Source organism: Enterobacter cloacae complex sp. 2024EL-00214, assembly GCF_043945575.1.
Classification (GTDB): Bacteria; Pseudomonadota; Gammaproteobacteria; order Enterobacterales; family Enterobacteriaceae; genus Enterobacter; species Enterobacter cloacae_P.
The window spans coordinates 131,952-150,253 of the sequence record NZ_JBIMRC010000004.1 but is presented as its reverse complement, the minus strand read 5'-3'; the positions used below and the strand labels follow the sequence as shown (position 1 = coordinate 150,253).

At 54.6% G+C, this 18,302-nt stretch carries 21 protein-coding genes; 16 read left to right on the top strand and 5 right to left on the bottom strand.

All coding sequences use genetic code 11. The features are described 5' to 3' along the window. Positions 1-123: 123 nt before the first annotated feature. Positions 124-933 carry a DeoR family transcriptional regulator gene (locus tag ACHHZ6_RS06375; protein WP_182272735.1) on the bottom strand — a complete coding sequence of 270 codons (810 nt, stop codon included), beginning with the start codon at positions 931-933 and terminating at the stop codon, positions 124-126. 239 nt (positions 934-1,172) lie between these two features. Between ACHHZ6_RS06375 and kbaZ the strand changes: the two genes are divergently transcribed. The 12 genes from kbaZ (at position 1,173) to ACHHZ6_RS06315 (ending at position 11,358) form a co-directional block, all read left to right on the top strand. Further along, a complete protein-coding gene (gene kbaZ / locus ACHHZ6_RS06370; protein WP_182918992.1) occupies positions 1,173-2,480 on the top strand; it encodes a tagatose-bisphosphate aldolase subunit KbaZ in 1,308 nt (435 codons plus the stop codon). A 20-nt stretch (positions 2,481-2,500) separates the two neighbouring features. Further along, positions 2,501-2,974 carry a PTS N-acetylgalactosamine transporter subunit IIB gene (agaV, locus tag ACHHZ6_RS06365; RefSeq protein ID WP_182272737.1) on the top strand — a complete coding sequence of 158 codons (474 nt, stop codon included), beginning with the start codon at positions 2,501-2,503 and terminating at the stop codon, positions 2,972-2,974. A 10-nt stretch (positions 2,975-2,984) separates the two neighbouring features. Beyond that, a complete protein-coding gene (gene agaW, locus ACHHZ6_RS06360; RefSeq protein WP_182272738.1) occupies positions 2,985-3,764 on the top strand; it encodes a PTS N-acetylgalactosamine transporter subunit IIC in 780 nt (259 codons plus the stop codon). After that, positions 3,754-4,632 carry a PTS N-acetylgalactosamine transporter subunit IID gene (gene agaE, locus ACHHZ6_RS06355; protein WP_182272739.1) on the top strand — a complete coding sequence of 293 codons (879 nt, stop codon included), beginning with the start codon at positions 3,754-3,756 and terminating at the stop codon, positions 4,630-4,632. The genes agaW and agaE overlap by 11 nt, the downstream gene beginning before the upstream one ends. A gap of 16 nt (positions 4,633-4,648) precedes the next feature. After that, complete coding sequence (agaF, locus tag ACHHZ6_RS06350; RefSeq protein WP_182272740.1) at positions 4,649-5,083, top strand: PTS galactosamine/N-acetylgalactosamine transporter subunit IIA; 435 nt, start codon at positions 4,649-4,651, stop codon at positions 5,081-5,083. Next, positions 5,080-6,213 (top strand): N-acetylglucosamine-6-phosphate deacetylase, encoded by a 1,134-nt coding sequence (gene nagA / locus ACHHZ6_RS06345; protein WP_395121919.1) that lies wholly within the window; start codon positions 5,080-5,082, stop codon positions 6,211-6,213. Before agaF ends, nagA begins: the two co-directional genes overlap by 4 nt. 246 nt (positions 6,214-6,459) lie before the next feature. Then, positions 6,460-7,608 carry an SIS domain-containing protein gene (locus ACHHZ6_RS06340; RefSeq protein WP_395121918.1) on the top strand — a complete coding sequence of 383 codons (1,149 nt, stop codon included), beginning with the start codon at positions 6,460-6,462 and terminating at the stop codon, positions 7,606-7,608. Positions 7,609-7,620: 12 nt separating this feature from the next. Beyond that, positions 7,621-8,496, top strand: a complete 876-nt coding sequence (gene kbaY, locus ACHHZ6_RS06335) for a tagatose-bisphosphate aldolase subunit KbaY (RefSeq protein ID WP_182918994.1) — start codon at positions 7,621-7,623, stop codon at positions 8,494-8,496. A 38-nt stretch (positions 8,497-8,534) separates the two neighbouring features. Then, positions 8,535-9,011 carry a PTS galactosamine transporter subunit IIB gene (agaB, locus tag ACHHZ6_RS06330; RefSeq protein WP_182272744.1) on the top strand — a complete coding sequence of 159 codons (477 nt, stop codon included), beginning with the start codon at positions 8,535-8,537 and terminating at the stop codon, positions 9,009-9,011. Between the two features lie 51 nt (positions 9,012-9,062). Then, the gene (gene agaC, locus ACHHZ6_RS06325; protein WP_182272745.1) at positions 9,063-9,866 is read left to right on the top strand and encodes a PTS galactosamine transporter subunit IIC; all 804 of its coding nucleotides are present in this window, start codon (positions 9,063-9,065) and stop codon (positions 9,864-9,866) included. Continuing rightward, positions 9,856-10,647 carry a PTS galactosamine transporter subunit IID gene (agaD, locus tag ACHHZ6_RS06320; RefSeq protein ID WP_182272746.1) on the top strand — a complete coding sequence of 264 codons (792 nt, stop codon included), beginning with the start codon at positions 9,856-9,858 and terminating at the stop codon, positions 10,645-10,647. The genes agaC and agaD overlap by 11 nt, the downstream gene beginning before the upstream one ends. Then, positions 10,648-11,358 (top strand): galactosamine-6-phosphate isomerase, encoded by a 711-nt coding sequence (locus tag ACHHZ6_RS06315; protein WP_182918996.1) that lies wholly within the window; start codon positions 10,648-10,650, stop codon positions 11,356-11,358. A gap of 114 nt (positions 11,359-11,472) precedes the next feature. Here the strand turns inward: ACHHZ6_RS06315 and rsmI are convergent, their stop codons facing one another. Continuing rightward, on the bottom strand, positions 11,473-12,336 hold the full coding sequence (rsmI, locus tag ACHHZ6_RS06310; protein ID WP_182272748.1) for a 16S rRNA (cytidine(1402)-2'-O)-methyltransferase: 864 nt from the start codon (positions 12,334-12,336) through the stop codon (positions 11,473-11,475). 60 nt (positions 12,337-12,396) lie between these two features. Between rsmI and ACHHZ6_RS06305 the strand changes: the two genes are divergently transcribed. The 4 genes from ACHHZ6_RS06305 to dolP are packed head-to-tail and all read left to right on the top strand — an operon-like array spanning position 12,397 to position 16,087. Beyond that, positions 12,397-14,538, top strand: coding sequence for a penicillin-binding protein activator (locus ACHHZ6_RS06305; RefSeq protein WP_395121916.1), 2,142 nt, complete (start codon positions 12,397-12,399; stop codon positions 14,536-14,538). Beyond that, positions 14,496-14,891: a YraN family protein gene (locus ACHHZ6_RS06300; RefSeq protein ID WP_182272750.1), complete on the top strand. Its 396-nt coding sequence runs from the start codon at positions 14,496-14,498 to the stop codon at positions 14,889-14,891. Before ACHHZ6_RS06305 ends, ACHHZ6_RS06300 begins: the two co-directional genes overlap by 43 nt. A 20-nt stretch (positions 14,892-14,911) precedes the next feature. Then, positions 14,912-15,502, top strand: coding sequence for a DnaA initiator-associating protein DiaA (gene diaA, locus ACHHZ6_RS06295; protein ID WP_003861754.1), 591 nt, complete (start codon positions 14,912-14,914; stop codon positions 15,500-15,502). Between the two features lie 9 nt (positions 15,503-15,511). Further along, positions 15,512-16,087, top strand: a complete 576-nt coding sequence (gene dolP / locus ACHHZ6_RS06290) for a division/outer membrane stress-associated lipid-binding lipoprotein (RefSeq protein WP_182272751.1) — start codon at positions 15,512-15,514, stop codon at positions 16,085-16,087. A 53-nt stretch (positions 16,088-16,140) separates the two neighbouring features. Here the strand turns inward: dolP and ACHHZ6_RS06285 are convergent, their stop codons facing one another. From ACHHZ6_RS06285 to ACHHZ6_RS06275, 3 genes are read right to left on the bottom strand one after another with little or no spacing between them, the layout of a single operon-like run. Next, positions 16,141-17,178 (bottom strand): permease, encoded by a 1,038-nt coding sequence (locus ACHHZ6_RS06285; RefSeq protein ID WP_182918999.1) that lies wholly within the window; start codon positions 17,176-17,178, stop codon positions 16,141-16,143. A 38-nt stretch (positions 17,179-17,216) separates the two neighbouring features. After that, on the bottom strand, positions 17,217-17,861 hold the full coding sequence (locus ACHHZ6_RS06280) for an NAD(P)H-binding protein (protein WP_182272753.1): 645 nt from the start codon (positions 17,859-17,861) through the stop codon (positions 17,217-17,219). A 3-nt stretch (positions 17,862-17,864) separates the two neighbouring features. Next, on the bottom strand, positions 17,865-18,293 hold the full coding sequence (locus ACHHZ6_RS06275) for a YhbP family protein (protein WP_182272754.1): 429 nt from the start codon (positions 18,291-18,293) through the stop codon (positions 17,865-17,867). Positions 18,294-18,302 lie beyond the last annotated feature (9 nt).

Here is an 18,302-nt window from a genome sequence, read left to right as displayed (position 1 = left end):
CGAAGTATAGAGGGTTTAGCCGCCGCTGTCACCTTTACGTGTATATCCCTGTCTTCACTATCGTCTGAGCGCCACTGATGGCAGGAAGACTTTCTTTACCAGATTCCTGGGGCGAGCCAAAAATCATCCCTTCACCAGCACCACCTCAACGCCACTTTTCCGCAATCCTTCCAGGCTCTCCGCCGGGATCCCTTCATCGACAATAATCATATCAATCCGTTGCGTATCAATAATCTTATGCAGACTGGAGCGGTTAAATTTGCTGGAATCGGTCACGACGATGATCCGCTCTGCTACCTCGCACATCTTGCGATTCAGCCGGGCTTCATCCTCATTGTGTGTGCTCACACCACGATCGAGATCGATGGCGTCGACACCCAGGAACAGCAGGTCAAAGTGGTAATTCTGTAATGACTGCTCGGCCTGATCGCCATAGAAAGATTGCGACTGGCGGCGCAAATGCCCGCCGGTCATCAGCAACTCAACCCCTTCCGCTTCCAGCAAGGCGTTCGCCACGTTCATCCCGTTGGTCATGGCAATCACATCCGTATGCTGACGAAGCATACGGGCGATTTCAAACGTCGTGGTGCCGGAGTCCAGAATGATGCGATGCCCAGGCTTCACCAGCCCGGCAGCCACCTGCGCGATGCTGCGCTTTACCGCCGTATTCAGCGAGCTTTTGTCTTCCACGGAAGGCTCCGCACCTGGCACATTGCCTTCACAAATCAGCGCGCCACCATAAGCGCGTACGGCAATGCCTTGTTTCTCAAGAAACGCCAGGTCATTGCGGATAGTCACCGTCGACACGCCGTATAAATGCGAAAGATCGTTAACCTGTACACTTCCCTGCGCCCGCAACCGCTGAATGATTTGTTCTCGCCTTTCACTGGTGCCGACGATGCGCTTTTCTGCGGAAGAATCGGTGCTGCTCATAGGAGTTCCTTAATCAATAAACTTTCGTTTCATTTCGTTTTACTTATTAAGGCCTTTCTTTTACGGGAATGCAAGCCCTGTCAGGCCACCATAAGCCGCTTCTCCCGGCGCTGAAACCTTTCATTATGTTTCTTTTGTGAAACAGATCGGAAAACTATTATCTTTCGTTTTATTTTTACAACACCATAATGCAGTATCAAATGAAACAAAACGAAAGATGAATACCATCACCATCCGAAATGGAGAGGAAAGTGAAACATCTGACAGAAATGGTGGAACAACATAAACGGGGGAATTCAAACGGGATTTATGCCGTCTGTTCCGCACATCCGTTGGTACTTGAAGCTGCAATTCGTTACGCCCATTCGCATCATACGCCGCTGTTGATTGAAGCCACCTCTAACCAGGTGGATCAGTTCGGGGGTTATACCGGCATGACACCCGCCGATTTCCATGGGTTTGTCTGCCAGCTGGCGGAGTCACTCGGTTTCCCGACATCACAGCTGATCTTCGGCGGGGATCATCTTGGCCCAAACCGCTGGCAAAACCTGCCTGCGCTTCAGGCGATGGCGAATGCCGACGATCTGATCAAAAGCTATGTCGCAGCCGGATTCAAAAAGATCCACCTCGACTGCAGCATGTCCTGTGAGGACGATCCGGTTCCCTTAACCGACGCTATCGTCGCCGAACGCGCAGCACGTCTGGCAAAAATTGCCGAAGCAACCTGCCGCGAACAGTTTGGTGTCTCTGACCTGGTCTATGTTATCGGCACTGAGGTTCCTGTGCCGGGCGGCGCACATGAGACGCTGACCGAACTCGACGTCACCACACCTGAAGCTGCGCGTGCCACACTTGAGGCGCACCGCCACGCGTTTGAAAAGGAAGGCTTAAACGACATCTGGCCGCGCATTATTGGCCTGGTGGTTCAGCCCGGCGTAGAGTTCGACCACGCACACATCTGCGACTATCAGCCACACAAAGCCGTTGCGCTGAGTGACATGGTTGAAGCATACGACACGCTGGTGTTTGAAGCGCACTCCACCGATTACCAGACGCCGCAGGCGTTGCGCCAACTGGTGAAAGATCACTTTGCGATCCTGAAAGTTGGCCCGGCGCTCACCTTCGCCCTGCGCGAAGCGCTGTTCTCTCTGGCTGCTATTGAAGAGGAACTGTTGCCGGCTAAAGCCAGCTCTGGCCTGCGTCACGTGCTGGAAAACGTGATGCTCGATCGCCCGGAATACTGGCAGAGCCACTATCACGGTGACGGTAATGCGCGACGCCTGGCGCGTGGCTATAGCTACTCTGACCGCGTGCGTTATTACTGGCCAGACAACCAGATTGACAATGCCTTCGAGCGACTGGTGCGCAACCTGGCAGATGACCCTGTTCCGCTGCCGCTGATCAGCCAGTACCTCCCGCTGCAATACAGCAAAGTTCGCGAGGGTGCTCTCAAGTCAACACCTCGGGAACTCATCATCGACCACATTCAGGACATACTCCAGCAGTACCACACCGCCTGCGAAGGCGTAACGACTCAACACGTATAATTAAAAAAGAGGAAAACGCTATGCCAAACATTGTCTTATGCCGCATTGATGAACGTTTAATTCACGGTCAGGTAGGTGTGCAGTGGGTTGGATTCGCCGGGGCGAACCTGGTTCTGGTGGCGAATGACGAGGTTGCAGAAGATCCGGTTCAACAAAACCTGATGGAAATGGTGCTCGCGGAAGGGATCGCCGTGCGCTTCTGGTCGTTACAAAAAGTGATCGACAACATTCACCGCGCTGCCGATCGCCAGAAAATTCTGCTGGTCTGTAAATCGCCCACAGATTTTTTGACGCTGGTTGAGGGCGGTGTGCCCATCACCCGTATCAACGTAGGAAATATGCATTATGCCAACGGCAAACAACAAATTGCCAAAACGGTCTCTGTAGACGCGAACGATATCACTGCGTTCAACGGCCTGAAAACCGCCGGGGTGGAATGCTTCGTTCAGGGCGTTCCGACAGAGGCTGCTTTGGATCTCTTTAAACTGCTCTGAGGGATTCACAATGGAAATTAGTCTGTTGCAGGCCTTTGCGCTGGGCATTCTCGCCTTTATCGCCGGCCTGGATATGTTTAACGGCTTAACACATATGCACCGCCCGGTGGTACTTGGGCCACTGGTCGGCCTGATCCTGGGCGATCTGCACACCGGTATTCTGACTGGCGGTACGTTAGAACTGGTCTGGATGGGACTGGCTCCTCTGGCTGGCGCGCAACCACCAAACGTAATTATCGGTACCATCGTGGGTACCGCGTTTGCCATCAGCACAGGAGTGAAGCCAGATGTTGCCGTTGGCGTCGCCGTTCCGTTTGCTGTTGCCGTTCAGATGGGGATCACTTTCCTGTTCTCGGTGATGTCTGGCGTGATGTCCCGCTGCGATCGTATGGCGGCCAATGCCGACACTCGCGGTATTGAACGGGTCAACTATCTGGCACTGCTGGCGCTCGGCGTCTTCTATTTCCTGTGCGCTTTCCTGCCGATCTACTTTGGTGCTGAACACGCGAAAACCGCCATTGATGTTCTGCCGGAACGTCTGATTGACGGCCTCGGCGTCGCGGGCGGCATCATGCCAGCTATCGGCTTTGCTGTGTTGCTGAAGATCATGATGAAAAACGTCTACATCCCGTACTTCATTATCGGTTTTGTGGCTGCAGCCTGGCTCAAACTTCCGGTGCTGGCCATTGCGGCGGCTGCCCTGGCGATGGCCCTGATCGACCTGCTGCGTAAATCTCCTGAACCGACGGCTCCTTCAGCCCAGAAAGAGGAATTCGAAGATGGCATCTAATCAAACCACTCTGCCGGGTATTTCTGAAAGCGAAGAGACCCTGCTCACCGGCGTCAATGAAAACGTCTACGAAGACCAAACCATCGGTGCCGAGCTGACGAAAAAAGATATTAACCGCGTCGCCTGGCGCTCTATGCTGCTGCAGGCATCGTTCAACTACGAACGTATGCAGGCGTCCGGCTGGTTGTATGGTCTGTTGCCTGCGCTGAAAAAGATCCACACCAACAAGCGGGATCTGGCACGCGCCATGAAAGGTCACATGGGCTTCTTCAACACCCACCCATTCCTCGTGACCTTTGTTATCGGCATCATTCTGGCAATGGAGCGCTCCAAGCAGGATGTGAACAGCATTCAGAGCACCAAAATTGCCGTAGGCGCACCGCTCGGTGGTATCGGTGACGCGATGTTCTGGCTGACCTTACTTCCCATTTGCGGTGGTATTGGTGCCAGTCTGGCATTGCAAGGCTCCATTCTTGGCGCGGTGGTCTTTATCGTGCTGTTTAACGTGGTGCATCTCGGCCTGCGTTTTGGCCTGGCGCACTACGCTTACAGAATGGGCGTAGCAGCGATTCCGCTGATCAAAGCCAACACCAAAAAGGTCGGTCATGCGGCCTCCATCGTCGGGATGACGGTAATTGGCGCACTGGTGGCAACTTATGTACGCCTGAACACTACGCTCGAAATCAAGGCGGGTGATGCGGTCGTTAAACTGCAAACCGACGTCATCGACAAGCTCATGCCCGCCTTCCTGCCGCTGGTCTATACCCTGACCATGTTCTGGCTGGTACGCCGTGGCTGGAGCCCGCTGCGCCTGATTGGCATCACCGTGGTACTGGGCGTTGTGGGTAAGTTCTGTCACTTCCTGTAAAAGCAAAGAGGTTGCGATGTTAGGCATTATTTTGACGGGTCACGGCGGTTTTGCCAGTGGGCTTGAGCAGGCGATGAAGCAAATCCTCGGCGAACAACCGCAGTTTATCGCCATCGATTTTCCGGAAACGTCCACCACCGCGCGGTTGACCGCCCAGCTCGAACAGGCGATGAGCGAGCTGGACGAGCAGCACGATATTGTGTTTCTCACCGATCTGCTGGGCGGCACACCGTTCCGCGTGGCTTCAACGCTCGCGATGCAAAAACCGGGCAGTGAAGTGATAACCGGTACTAACCTGCAGTTATTGCTGGAGATGGTACTGGATCGCGATGGGTTAAGCAGCGAAGCGTTTCGACTGCAGGCGCTGGAGTGCGGGCATCGTGGCCTGACGAGCCTGGTGGATGAACTGGGACGCTGTCACGAGGAAGCACCGGCTGAGGAAGGGATATGAGCCAGCTGCTGCGCGCGCGCCGTGTTCTCACAAAACAGGGCTGGTTGAACGACCACCAGCTCTGCATGGCGCACGGGGTGATCACGGCAATTGACCCCATCCCAGCGGGCGTTACCGCTCGTGATGCCGAACTGCTTTGCCCGGCATATATTGATACCCACGTTCATGGCGGTGCGGGCGTGGATGTCATGGATGATGCACCAGATGTGCTGGATACGTTAGCCCTGCATAAAGCGCGTGAAGGGGTGGGTGCATTTTTGCCCACCACCGTCACCGCGCCGCTTGAGGCTATCCACGGGGCACTCAGGCGAATCGCCCGGCGCTGTCAAAACGGTGGCCCCGGGGCACAAATTCTGGGTAGTTATCTGGAAGGTCCGTACTTTACGCCGCAGAACAAAGGGGCGCATCCGCCGGAACTGTTCCGGGAGCTGGATATCGCTGAGCTGGACGCGCTCATTGCTGTCTCACAAAACACCCTGAGCGTGGTGGCGCTTGCTCCAGAAAAACCCGGCGCATTAGAGGCAATTCGTCACCTGAAACAACGGGGTGTACGCGTTATGCTGGGCCACAGTGCCGCCACCTACGATCAAACCCTCTCTGCGTTTGATGCGGGCGCAGATGGACTGGTGCACTGTTATAACGGCATGACGGGGTTGCATCACAGGGAACCAGGCATGGTGGGCGCAGGGCTGACTGACCCGCGGGCATGGCTGGAGCTGATTGCTGACGGGCATCACGTCCACCCGGGTGCCATGCGGCTGTGCAGCTGCTGCGCGAAGGATCGTATGGTACTGATTACCGATGCTATGCAGGCTGCAGGAATGCCGGACGGGCGCTATACGCTGTGTGGTGAAGAGGTCACCATGCAAAGCGGTGTTGTCCGTACCACCTCCGGTGGCCTGGCGGGCAGCACGCTGTCGCTGGATGCCGCAGTGCGTAACATGGTGGAGCATGCACGGGTAACGGCAGAGGACGCTATTCATATGGCTTCGCTGCACCCTGCCCGCCTGCTGGGTATTGATAACCAGCTCGGATCGTTAGCGCCGGGCAAACGCGCAAATATTATCTCGCTGGACGCTGGGTTACACCTCCAGCAGATCTGGATCCAGGGCCAGGCTCTCCCCCTATAGCCCTTTCATTGTATGTCCTGTTGGCCTTACGACGTGCGATCGTAAGGCCTTTTTTTTCCTTTCCTTAAATCTTTCCTTTTCTTTGTCGATCACACTTTTCGTTTTATTTCTTTTCTTTCATTGAAGTTTCGATTTCTTTTCTATAGATTTTATTTAACTGCTTAAGTGAACAAGTGAAACGAAACGAAAGATAGCGACACGTTTGCCAGCGTCTGATGTGGAATTCACATGACTAAGGACTGAGTTATGCCAGAAACAAACACCCCCGCTACAACCGGCACATGGACCGAAGAAGAGATCCGCCAACAACCCACTTGCTGGATCCGCTCGCTCAATAACATTGATAGCCTGCGTTCCTCGATCGACAATTTCCTGATGCCGTTGCTGCGCAAGCACGATCTTAAGATCGTGCTGACTGGCGCGGGCACATCCGCGTTTATCGGTGACATCATTGCTCCCTGGCTCGCCAGCCACACCGGGAAAAGCATCACTGCCGTACCGACAACCGACCTGGTCACTAATCCAATGGATTATCTCAGTGCCGCGCATCCTCTGTTGTTGGTCTCTTTTGCTCGCTCCGGCAATAGTCCGGAAAGCGTGGCCGCCGTTGAACTGGCGAATCAGTTTGTGCCGGAGTGCTACCACCTGTCGATAACCTGCAATGAGGCGGGAAGTTTGTACCAGAACGCGGTCGACAGCGATAACGCTTTTGCCCTGCTGATGCCTGCCGAAACCCACGATCGCGGGTTCGCCATGACCAGCAGCATTACCACCATGATGGCGAGCTGCCTGGCGGTATTCGCGCCAGAAACAATCAACAGCCAAACCTTCCGCGACGTCGCCGATCGCTGTCAGGCGATCCTGTCCTCGCTCGGTGATTTCAGCCACGGCGTCTTTGGCAACGACTCCTGGAAACGGATCGTTTATCTGGGAAGTGGTGGTCTGCAGGGTGCAGCGCGTGAATCGGCGCTGAAGGTGCTGGAACTGACCGCAGGAAAACTGGCGGCCTTTTATGACTCGCCTACCGGTTTCCGTCACGGGCCTAAATCACTTGTAGATAACGAAACGCTGGTGGTGGTGTTTGTCTCCAGCCATCCGTATACGCGTCAGTACGATCTCGATCTACTGGCGGAACTGCGCCGCGACCGCCAGGCCATGCGCGTGGTGGCTATCGCTGCTGAAAATAATCCGGTCATTGAAGCTGGCCCGCATATCCTGTTGCCACCTTCCCGCCCGTTTATCGATATGGAGCAGGCGTTCTGCTTCCTGATGTACGCCCAGGTCTTTGCGCTCACGCAGTCGCTTAACGTAGGCAATACGCCAGATACACCATCGGCGAGCGGCACGGTTAACCGTGTTGTGCAGGGCGTGGTTATTCATCCGTGGCAGCTTTAAGAGGATCGCATCATGAGCATTATCTCAACGAAATACCTTCTGCAGGACGCTCAGGCAAAAGGCTATGCCGTTCCGGCATTCAACATCCATAACGCTGAGACGATCCAGGCGATCCTCGAAGTGTGCAGTGAAATGCGATCGCCGGTGATCCTCGCGGGCACGCCGGGCACCTTTAAGCACATTGCGCTGGAAGAGATTTACGCCCTGTGCAGCGCTTACTCCCTCACTTACGACATGCCGCTGGCGCTGCATCTCGATCACCATGAATCGCTGGATGATATTCGTCGCAAAGTCCACGCCGGTGTGCGCAGCGCAATGATTGACGGCAGCCATTATCCGTTTGAGCAAAACGTGAAGCTGGTGAAATCGGTGGTCGATTTCTGCCACCTCAACGACTGTAGCGTCGAGGCCGAACTGGGCCGTCTGGGGGGTGTGGAAGATGACATGAGCGTCGATGCGGAAAGCGCCTTTCTGACCGACCCGCAGGAAGCGAAACGCTTCGTTGAACTGACAGGCGTCGACAGCCTTGCCGTTGCTATTGGTACCGCGCACGGTCTCTATACCAAACGTCCGAAAATAGACTTCCAGCGGCTGGCCGAGATCCGTGAAGTGGTGAGTGTACCGCTGGTACTGCACGGTGCAAGCGATGTGCCGGATGACTACGTTCGCCGCACTATCGAACTGGGCGTTTGCAAAGTCAACGTGGCAACCGAGCTGAAGATTGCCTTCTCAGACGCGGTTAAAGCCTGGTTTGCCGACAATCCACAGGGCAACGATCCGCGCTTCTACATGCGGGTCGGCATGGATGCCATGAAAGAGGTGGTCAGAAGCAAGATTATGGTTTGTGGCTCGGCAGATAAATTAACGCTGAACCCTGCGACGGTATAAATGTGTAAACACCAGACAATGCCTTAAGGAGCAGAAATATGAGCACGCCAAACATTTTGTTAACCCGCATCGACAACCGCCTTGTGCATGGCCAGGTCGGTGTGACCTGGACATCCACTATTGGCGCGAATTTGTTGATAGTCGTTGATGACGAGGTGGCAAAAGACGATATCCAGCAAAAGTTAATGGGAATAACGGCGGAGACTTATGGGTTTGGCATCCGGTTTTTCTCTGTTGAAAAAACCACAGCCATTATCGCGAAAGCCGCACCGCATCAGAAAATTTTCCTGATATGCCGGACACCTGAAACCGTGAAGAAATTGATTGAAGGCGGCGTGCCGCTGAAAGACGTCAACGTAGGAAATATGCATTTCTCTGAGGGTAAGAAACAGATCAGCAGCAAGGTTTATGTCGACGATAACGATCTGAGCAATCTTCGTTTCATTAAACGAAGTGGCGTAAACCTCTTTATTCAGGACGTGCCTGGTGATGCAAAAGAAGGCATTCCTGACTAATTTCGCTGTCTCGACATTCTAAAAAGCGGGTCACGATTACGAGGCAATAAAATGCATGAAATAACATTAGTTCAGGGTTTATCTCTGGCAGCATTAGTCTTCATTTTGGGAATCGATTTTTGGCTGGAAGCACTTTTTCTTTTTCGTCCTATCATCGTCTGTACGCTTACGGGAGCGATACTGGGCGATATCCATATTGGCTTGATCACTGGCGGGCTGACCGAATTGGCGTTTGCCGGGCTAACACCGGCCGGTGGCGTGCAGCCCCCTAACCCCATTATGGCGGGGGTGATGACCACCGTTATCGCCTGGTCAACCGGGGTTGATGCGAAAACGGCCATCGGGCTTGGCCTGCCGTTTAGCCTGCTGATGCAGTACGTCATCCTGTTCTTCTACTCGGCATTTTCTCTGTTTATGTCCAAAGCGGACAACTGTGCGGAAGAGGCTAACACTGCGGCATTTGCGCGTCTCAACTGGACAACAATGCTTATCGTCGCCAGCACTTACGCCATTATCGCTTTTCTTTGTACCTACCTGGCACAGGGTGCAATGCAGGCGCTGGTAAAAGCGATGCCCGGCTGGCTCACGCATGGCTTCGAAGTCGCGGGGGGTATTTTGCCTGCCGTGGGCTTTGGCTTACTGCTTCGCGTGATGTTTAAGGCACAGTACATCCCTTATCTGATCGCTGGCTTTCTGTTTGTCTGTTACATCCAGGTCAGCAACTTGCTGCCTGTCGCCGTATTGGGTGCCGGGTTCGCGGTGTATGAATTCTTTAACGCCAAAGCCAGAAGCGCCGCCCAGCCTCCCGCTTCGAGCGTAAAAAACGATGAAGAGGACTACAGCAATGGGATCTGAAATCAGTAAAAAAGACATCACTCGCCTGGGATTCCGCTCCTCTTTGCTCCAGGCCAGCTTTAACTACGAACGTATGCAGGCAGGCGGGTTTACCTGGGCCATGCTGCCAGTGCTTAAGAAGATCTATAAAGACGATAAAGACGGCCTGAGTGCCGCGATGAAAGATCATCTGGAATTTATCAACACGCACCCAAACCTGGTCGGCTTCCTGATGGGCTTGCTGATATCAATGGAAGAGAAAGGCGAAAACCGCAGCACGATCAAAGGGCTGAAAGTGGCTCTCTTCGGGCCCATTGCCGGGATTGGGGATGCAATTTTTTGGTTTACGCTGCTGCCGATTATGGCCGGGATCTGCTCGTCCTTCGCCAGCCAGGGAAATTTACTGGGACCGATCCTCTTCTTCGCTGTTTATCTCGCGATTTTCTTCCTGCGCGTCGGCTGGACACACGTAGGGTATTCCGTAGGGATCAAGGCGATCGATAAGGTGCGGGAAAATTCGCAGATGATTGCCCGCTCGGCAACCATACTGGGGATTACGGTGATTGGTGGGCTAATCGCCTCGTACGTCCATATCAATGTAGTGACGACGTTCGCCATCGACAGTACCCATAATGTTGCACTCCAGCAGGATTTCTTCGACAAAGTGTTCCCCAATATTTTGCCAATGGGGTACACACTGCTGATGTATTACCTGCTGCGCGTGAAGAAAGCGCATCCTGTGCTGTTGATTGCAATTACCTTTATGCTGGCCATTGTCGGCTCTGCCTTCGGAGTTCTTTAAATGAGTACGATCGCTTTTCAGGACTATCCTGACTACGAAAGCCTGAGCGAAGCGGCCAGCGAGCATTTGCTGACCCTGGTTCAGTGCAAGCCCGATGCGGTGATTTGCGTGGCAACGGGAGCAACCCCTCTGCTGACCTACCAACGTTTCGTCGACAAAGTAAAAGCATACGGGATCGATATCAGCGGAGTGACCTTTGTGAAGCTGGATGAGTGGGTAGGACTGGCACCTGATAATCCTGCAACCTGCGAGGTCTTCCTGCAGCAACATCTACTTAAGCCACTCGGCGTTGCTCCTGAGCGCTACATTGCATTTGCCTCTGACAAAGCGGATCAACATGAGTGTAACCGTGTAACCAGAGACATCGCGGCGCGCGGTGGTCTGGATCTCTGCGTGTTAGGCATTGGCAAAAACGGGCATCTGGGGCTAAACGAACCGGATGACTGGCTGGAGCCAGGTTGCCATATTACCTCTCTCGACGAACGTACGCGGATGCATGATATGCTCAGAGCGGCAGGCACATCGGTAGAACAAGGCATCACGCTAGGCTTGCAGGATATGCTGGCAGCAAAGGACGTTTTGTTGCTAGTGGCCGGAGAAGGTAAACAACAAGCGTTTTCGGCAATGAAAGAAGGGAAAGTGTCAACGAAAGTACCGGCGTCCTTCCTTTGGCTACACCCGAAAACGTCTTGTCTTTATTGCACGATGTAAGATGCAGAGAGTATCAGGCAGGTCAGCATGATCTGCCTGCCTTTTCTTTTCCGACTGTTTTTGATTTGCCGGATAAGGCGCAACCGCCACCCGGCAAAACAAACGCGCCAGGTTTTACTCCCCCTGCTGCTCCAGCGCATACTTATACAGCGCATTCTTCTTCACGCCGTGGATCTCCGCCGCCAGCGCCGCAGCTTTCTTCAGCGGCAGTTCCGCCTGCAGCAACGTCAGGGTACGCAGCGCATCAGCAGGGAGCGCATCTTCTTCCGCTTTATGCCCCTCAACAATCAGCACCATTTCGCCTTTGCGGCGGTTTTCATCTTCCTTCACCCATGCCAGCAGTTCACCCACTGGCGCGCCGTGGATGGTTTCCCAGGTTTTCGTCAGCTCACGAGCCAGCACCACATAGCGGGCCTCACCCCAGACGGTAACCATATCTTCCAGGCTTTCCAGCAGGCGGTGAGTGGATTCGTAGAAAATCAGCGTACGCGGTTCCGCTTCCAAATCTTTTAATACATCACGACGGCCTTTAGATTTGGCAGGCAGGAAGCCTTCATAGCAGAAGCGATCGGACGGCAGACCCGCCGCGCTTAATGCCGCAATGGCAGCACACGGCCCCGGCAGAGGCACCACGCGGATCCCCGCTTCGCGGCAGGTACGCACCAGATGGTAGCCAGGGTCGTTAATCAACGGCGTCCCCGCGTCGGATACCAGCGCAATGTTCTGCCCTTCTTTCAGCTTCGCCACCAGCGTTTCCGCTTTTTGTTGCTCATTGTGATCGTGCAGGGCAAACAAACGGGCGTTGATCGCGAAGTGTTGCAGCAGTAAACCGGTATGACGGGTATCTTCAGCTGCAATCAAATCAACAGCTTGCAACACAGTGAGCGCACGTTGGGTAATATCAGACAAATTCCCGATAGGAGTAGGTACAATATAAAGCTGGCCTTGAGAATTATCTGCCGTTTCGTGTTGTTTCATTGTTTAGTCCGTATTACCGATTTAATATTGAGCATTGCGTAAAAAATCACTGGATACAGTATGGTACCGTTAACGTTTCTTCGAAAAAAAGCCACGCGCAGCGTGCCGCTTCTGCTGGCAGCCCTGATCTTCGCAGGCTGTGGCACCCAGGCACCCGATCAAACCACTGCCCATATGCAGGGTTCAGCCCAGGCTGATTCTGGCTTTTATCTGCAACAAATGTCGCAGAGTTCAAATGATACCAAGACCAACTGGCAATTACTCGCCATTCGTGCACTCCTGAAAGAGGGGAAAACCCAGCAGGCTGCCGAACTGTTCAACCAGTTGCCGAAAGATCTTAACGACACTCAGCGTCGTGAGCAGGAGCTGCAGTCTGCCGAACTGAAAGTGGCATTGAAAGATTTCGCGGCTGCGAAAAAGATCCTCGGTAATATCGACGTGAGCACGCTTGATAAAAACCAGCAGGCTCGTTTCTGGCAGGCCGGTATCGCCGCTGAGCAGGGCCATCCTTCCCTGACGCTGCTGCGTGCTCTGGTCGCTCAGGAGCCCCTCCTCGGTGGGACGGACAAGCAGAAAAATATTGATGCTACCTGGCAGACGCTCGCCTCCATGACTCAGGAGCAGGCCCAGGCGCTGGTCATCAATGCAGACGAAAACGTGTTGCAGGGCTGGCTGGACTTACAGCAAATGTGGTTTAACAACCGCAACGATCCGAAGATGCTGAAAGCGGGTATTACCGACTGGCAAACCCGCTACCCACAAAACCCAGGTGCGAAAATGCTGCCAACGCAGCTGGTAAACGTGCAGAACTTTAAACCTGCATCCACCAGCAAAATCGCTCTGCTCCTGCCGTTGAATGGCCAGGCGGCGGTGTTTGGCCGTACCATTCAGCAAGGCTTTGAAGCGGCGAAAAACGGGACTCCTGCGGTAACAGGCAGTGCCGTTCCTGCTCAGGCGGCCCAGGCCGCGAACGTGAACGAGGTGGTCAGCCCTTCCACCGCAGAGACCAGTGACCTGACGACAGCACAAACGCCAGCTCAGGGCACCATGCAGAACCCGGTCACCGCGCCTGCCACGCCTGCAGCTGCACCTGCTGTCACACCTGCCCCGGCTGCTCCAGCGACCAGCACCGCAGTAGCACCGCAACCACAGACTACTCAACCTGCGCCTGCACCTGCACCGCAGCAGGCAGCACAGCCCCAGAGTGTGGCAACCACCAGCGCCAACCCGGGCACTGAGCTGAAAATCTACGACACCAGCTCTCAGCCGCTCGATCAGGTTCTGGCGCAGGTTCAGCAGGACGGTGCAAGCATCGTTGTTGGCCCACTGCTGAAAAATAACGTGGAATCGCTGATGAAGAGCAATACCACGCTGAACGTGCTGGCGCTCAACCAGCCAGAGCAGGTTCAAAACCGTGCCAATATCTGCTACTTCGCCCTTTCACCGGAAGATGAAGCCCGCGATGCGGCACGTCATATTCACGAGCAGGGTAAACAGGCTCCACTGTTGCTGATCCCACGTAGTTCGCTGGGCGATCGTGTCGCCACTGCGTTTGCCGGAGAGTGGCAGAAACTGGGCGGCGGTATTGTGCTGCAGCAAAAATTTGGCTCGACCTCTGAACTGAGAGCGGGCGTAAATGGCGGCACAGGTATCGCCCTTAATGGCAGCCCGGTCTCTGCCAGCCTGCCACAACAGCAAGGCGTAACTATCGGCGGCCTGACCATTCCTGCCCCACCAACCGACGCGCAAATCAGCGGTGGCGGCAAAGTGGACGCGGCCTATATTGTGGCCACACCGGAAGAAATTGCCTTCATCAAGCCAATGATTGCTATGCGTAACGGTAGCCAGAGCGGCGCAACGCTTTACGCCAGCTCCCGCAGCGCACAAGGTACTGCCGGCCCGGATTTCCGTCTGGAAATGGAAGGTCTGCAATACAGCGAAATCCCTATGCTGGCAGGCAGCAATCCTGCACTGATGCAGCAAGCGCTGAGTACCGTGCATAACGATTACTCTCTGGCGCGGCTGTATGCGATGGGTGTCGATGCGTGGGCGCTGGCGAACCACTTTACCCAGATGCGCCAGGTGCCAGGCTTTGAGCTGAACGGCAACACGGGCGATCTGACAGCAACTCAGGACTGCGTGATTAACAGGAAGTTATCATGGCTCAAATACCAGCAGGGGCAAATCGTCCCGGCCAGTTAAGCCGCAAAGAGACCGGTGACGCGTGGGAGTTAAAAGCGCGTCGCTGGCTTGAAGGCAAAGGACTGCGCTTTATCGCCGCTAACGTTCGCGGACGTGGCGGCGAAATCGACCTGATCATGAAAGACGGTCAAATTATCGTGTTTGTTGAAGTACGCTACCGACAGTCTTCCCGTTTTGGCGGTGCTGCCGCCAGCGTGACGCTCGCCAAACAACATAAATTATTACAGACTGCCCACTTGTGGCTTGCCCGCCATAATGGGAGTTTTGATACTGTGGATTGCCGTTTCGATGTGATAGCCTTCACCGGAAGTGAGATCGAATGGCTTAAAAACGCGTTTGGCGAAGGCGCATAAATAAGATTTAAAGGGATAACGTGCTCGAAAGAATTAAAGTGTGCTTCACAGAAAGCATTCAGACTCAGATTGCTGCGGCGGAAGCCCTCCCGGACGCGATCTCCCGCGCAGCAATGACGCTGGTACAGTCTCTGTTGAACGGCAACAAAATCCTCTGTTGTGGCAATGGCACCTCGGCCGCCAACGCACAGCATTTTGCTGCCAGCATGATCAACCGTTTTGAAACAGAACGCCCCAGTTTACCGGCCATTGCACTAAATACCGATAATGTGGTCTTAACAGCGATTGCTAACGATCGTCTGCATGACGAGATTTACGCGAAGCAGGTACGTGCCCTGGGTCATGCCGGAGATGTGCTACTGGCGATCTCCACGCGCGGTAACAGCCGGGATATCGTCAAAGCCGTTGAAGCCGCCGTCACTCGCGACATGACCATCGTTGCATTAACCGGCTATGACGGTGGTGAACTGGCGGGGCTGCTTGGGCCGCAGGATGTGGAAATTCGCATCCCTTCTCACCGTAGTGCGCGTATTCAGGAAATGCATATGCTGACGGTAAACTGCTTATGCGACCTGATCGATAACACGCTTTTTCCTCACCAGGATGATTAAGGAGTACTAATGAAGGCTTTATCGACCCTCGCAGTCCTTATGTCTGCACTGTTACTTCAGGGATGTATTGCTGCTGCCGTTGTCGGTACCGCAGCTGTAGGTACAAAGGCAGCAACCGACCCGCGTTCTGTGGGTACGCAGGTAGATGACGGTACGCTGGAGCTGCGCGTCAACAGTGCGCTGTCTAAAGATGAACAAATTAAGAAAGAAGCGCGCATCAACGTGACGGCTTATCAGGGCAAGGTGCTGCTGGCAGGCCAGGCACCGAATATGGAGCTCGCCTCACGTGCTAAACAGATTGCGATGGGTGTAGAAGGTACCACGGAAGTGTTTAATGAAGTGCGTCAGGGCCAGCCAATTGGCCTGGGCACGGCCTCTTCCGATACCTGGATCACCACCAAGGTACGTTCCCAGCTGTTGGGTACAGACCAGGTGAAATCCTCAAACGTGAAAGTGACGACCGAAAATGGCGAAGTGTTCCTGCTTGGTCTGGTCACCGATCGTGAAGGGAAAGCGGCTGCCGATATCGCCAGCCGGGTGAGCGGTGTGAAACACGTCACCACCGCGTTTACCTATATCAAGTAAGCAGAACGCAAAACTGCAGGCCCGGTAGGCGTCATCAACGCTACCGGGCTTTTTTATATCAGCGCAATACACCCCACAATCACCCCGCTTAACGCCACCAGCCCCGCAGTCAGCCACAGCGCTTTCGCCGGGAATGACTTTCTCAGCATGATAAGTGACGGCAGGCTGATCGCCGGCAGTGTGATGAGTAGCGCCAGCGCCGGGGCGGTTCCCATACCGGCCAGCATCATGGTTTGCACAATGGGGATTTCCGCCGCGGTTGGGATCACAAACAGGCAACCTGCAACCGCCATCGCCACTACCCACAGCAGCGTATTGTCGATTGCCCCGTCCGCATGCGGGAAGAGCCAGACACGCGCGGCCCCCAGAACCAGCACCGCCAGGATATAAACCGGGATTGTGCTCCAGAAAAGCTGCCACAGCGCACTCCCCCAACGCGCAAAGAAACCACCCTGCGGCTCACCCATCTCCAGCTCGACAGGGGCTGGCTCAGGTTCGTTGTCTTTCACCAGGTTTTGTACCAGCGTCGCCACCACCAGCACCGTCAGAAGCCCAGCCACCAGACGGATAACGGCAAAATGCCAGCCAAGCACAAAGCCCATAAATACCAGCGTTGCCGGGTTTAACAGCGGGTTGCCCATCCAGAACGCGAGCGCACCGCCCATTGATACGCGCTGGCGACGCATTCCGGCGGCGACAGGTGCAGCACAGCAAGAACACATCATCCCCGGAAGGGCAAAAATCGTCCCCAGCAGGGTGCCCTGAAAACGTGGTTGACCCAGGGTTTTCACCAGCCAGTGACGCGGAATAAGAACCTGAATCAGCGACCCCAGGATCACGCCTAATACGGCAGCTTTCCAGACCGCAAGGAAATAGACCATCGCATAATCCCACGCCGCCTGCAGCGGGCTGGAATCGGCCTGAGTGAGAATGGATTTACCTATGCTGTGGGTATCGGCGGCGGTGAAAGCTTTACCGTAATACGGCTGCCATTTCACATACCAGAGGCCGACAATAACCACGAGAAAGAAGAGTGCGGGTTTCCACCATTGAACAGGTGTTGCCGCCTGAGATGAAGACTGACCAGTCATAGCATTCCCCGGAGAGTGTTAGAATTAGCCGGGGGAGTTTACGCCTCGCCCTGAGCGATTTCACGCAGTTTTGCCGAAGGGATGATATTCACCCCCTCCTGAGACGGAGCCAGCGCTTCTTTCAGCATCGCGCGCGCCACATCCCGCGCTTCAATAGATTTCCAGTTACCGGGCAGCAACGTAAACAACGGAGCGAAGACAGATTCATTAAAACGCCGTTTTTCGCGGTGCCCAAGCAGCATAGAGGGGCGGACGATCGTCAGGTATTCCCACTTCTGCGCGATCAGCGCCTTCTCCATCTTTCCTTTTACCTTGTTATAGAAAAAGGGAGAGTTTGCATTTGCCCCCATCGAACTGACCACCACCAGATGTCTGGCACCCAGCTTTTTGGCTCTGAGCGCAGTATCAATAACCAGCGCATAATCGGCATGCACAAACGCTGCTTTACTGCCCGCGTCACGCCGGGTTGTGCCCAGGCAGCAAAACGCAATATCAATGGGATCACGCACCTGCGCCAGCGCATCGGTCAGATTAGGATCATGAGGATTAAACACACCGGAGGTATCAGCAAGCGGGCGGCGCGTCGGCGCGGCGATGTAATTCACCTTGCGCTCCTGAATCAGCAGTCGTAGCAAATACCCGCCTACCAGCCCGGTTGCGCCTGTAATTAGCACCTGACTCATACGCTACTCCTGACGTAGCCAGTGGATTTTTTTACCAAATCCCAGTGTGTTATCTGTGAATTTTAGCTCATCAAGGCGGATTTCCCACACCGGCGCTTTAAACGCAAGCGCAACCGGGAAACGGCGAGTGTAGTGTTTACGCTGTACCTCGCTTTCTTCCCCGTCCAGACGGCGGATCTCCCCTTTGAACTGCACCCCGCGGATCTGCGCGACCGTTTTCGGCTGGCCGTTGACCGTACCCGCCACCTTCGCCTGCGGCCCCGTCATTTGTGCATGACGCGTTTTATCTTCGCTCAGGACATAAAAGGCCACGCGTACGGGATCGTAGTAGTAGAACGCGTTTGCACACCACATTTCACCTGCGTCATACACACACCAGGTAACAACATGCTGCTTCGCCAGCCAGCGGTTAATGGCGGCCAGTGTTTCCATTTTCGTTCT

Bases quoted from the DNA above. Each gene is read 5' to 3' on its own strand.
- ACHHZ6_RS06375 (WP_182272735.1), bottom strand. From the start codon at position 933: ATGAGCAGCACCGATTCTTCCGCAGAAAAGCGCATCGTCGGCACCAGT.
- kbaZ (WP_182918992.1), top strand. From the start codon at position 1,173: ATGGAGAGGAAAGTGAAACATCTGACAGAAATGGTGGAACAACATAAA.
- agaV (WP_182272737.1), top strand. From the start codon at position 2,501: ATGCCAAACATTGTCTTATGCCGCATTGATGAACGTTTAATTCACGGT.
- agaW (WP_182272738.1), top strand. From the start codon at position 2,985: ATGGAAATTAGTCTGTTGCAGGCCTTTGCGCTGGGCATTCTCGCCTTT.
- agaE (WP_182272739.1), top strand. From the start codon at position 3,754: ATGGCATCTAATCAAACCACTCTGCCGGGTATTTCTGAAAGCGAAGAG.
- agaF (WP_182272740.1), top strand. From the start codon at position 4,649: ATGTTAGGCATTATTTTGACGGGTCACGGCGGTTTTGCCAGTGGGCTT.
- nagA (WP_395121919.1), top strand. From the start codon at position 5,080: ATGAGCCAGCTGCTGCGCGCGCGCCGTGTTCTCACAAAACAGGGCTGG.
- ACHHZ6_RS06340 (WP_395121918.1), top strand. From the start codon at position 6,460: ATGCCAGAAACAAACACCCCCGCTACAACCGGCACATGGACCGAAGAA.
- kbaY (WP_182918994.1), top strand. From the start codon at position 7,621: ATGAGCATTATCTCAACGAAATACCTTCTGCAGGACGCTCAGGCAAAA.
- agaB (WP_182272744.1), top strand. From the start codon at position 8,535: ATGAGCACGCCAAACATTTTGTTAACCCGCATCGACAACCGCCTTGTG.
- agaC (WP_182272745.1), top strand. From the start codon at position 9,063: ATGCATGAAATAACATTAGTTCAGGGTTTATCTCTGGCAGCATTAGTC.
- agaD (WP_182272746.1), top strand. From the start codon at position 9,856: ATGGGATCTGAAATCAGTAAAAAAGACATCACTCGCCTGGGATTCCGC.
- ACHHZ6_RS06315 (WP_182918996.1), top strand. From the start codon at position 10,648: ATGAGTACGATCGCTTTTCAGGACTATCCTGACTACGAAAGCCTGAGC.
- rsmI (WP_182272748.1), bottom strand. From the start codon at position 12,336: ATGAAACAACACGAAACGGCAGATAATTCTCAAGGCCAGCTTTATATT.
- ACHHZ6_RS06305 (WP_395121916.1), top strand. From the start codon at position 12,397: ATGGTACCGTTAACGTTTCTTCGAAAAAAAGCCACGCGCAGCGTGCCG.
- ACHHZ6_RS06300 (WP_182272750.1), top strand. From the start codon at position 14,496: ATGGCTCAAATACCAGCAGGGGCAAATCGTCCCGGCCAGTTAAGCCGC.
- dolP (WP_182272751.1), top strand. From the start codon at position 15,512: ATGAAGGCTTTATCGACCCTCGCAGTCCTTATGTCTGCACTGTTACTT.
- ACHHZ6_RS06285 (WP_182918999.1), bottom strand. From the start codon at position 17,178: ATGACTGGTCAGTCTTCATCTCAGGCGGCAACACCTGTTCAATGGTGG.
- ACHHZ6_RS06280 (WP_182272753.1), bottom strand. From the start codon at position 17,861: ATGAGTCAGGTGCTAATTACAGGCGCAACCGGGCTGGTAGGCGGGTAT.
- ACHHZ6_RS06275 (WP_182272754.1), bottom strand. From the start codon at position 18,293: ATGGAAACACTGGCCGCCATTAACCGCTGGCTGGCGAAGCAGCATGTT.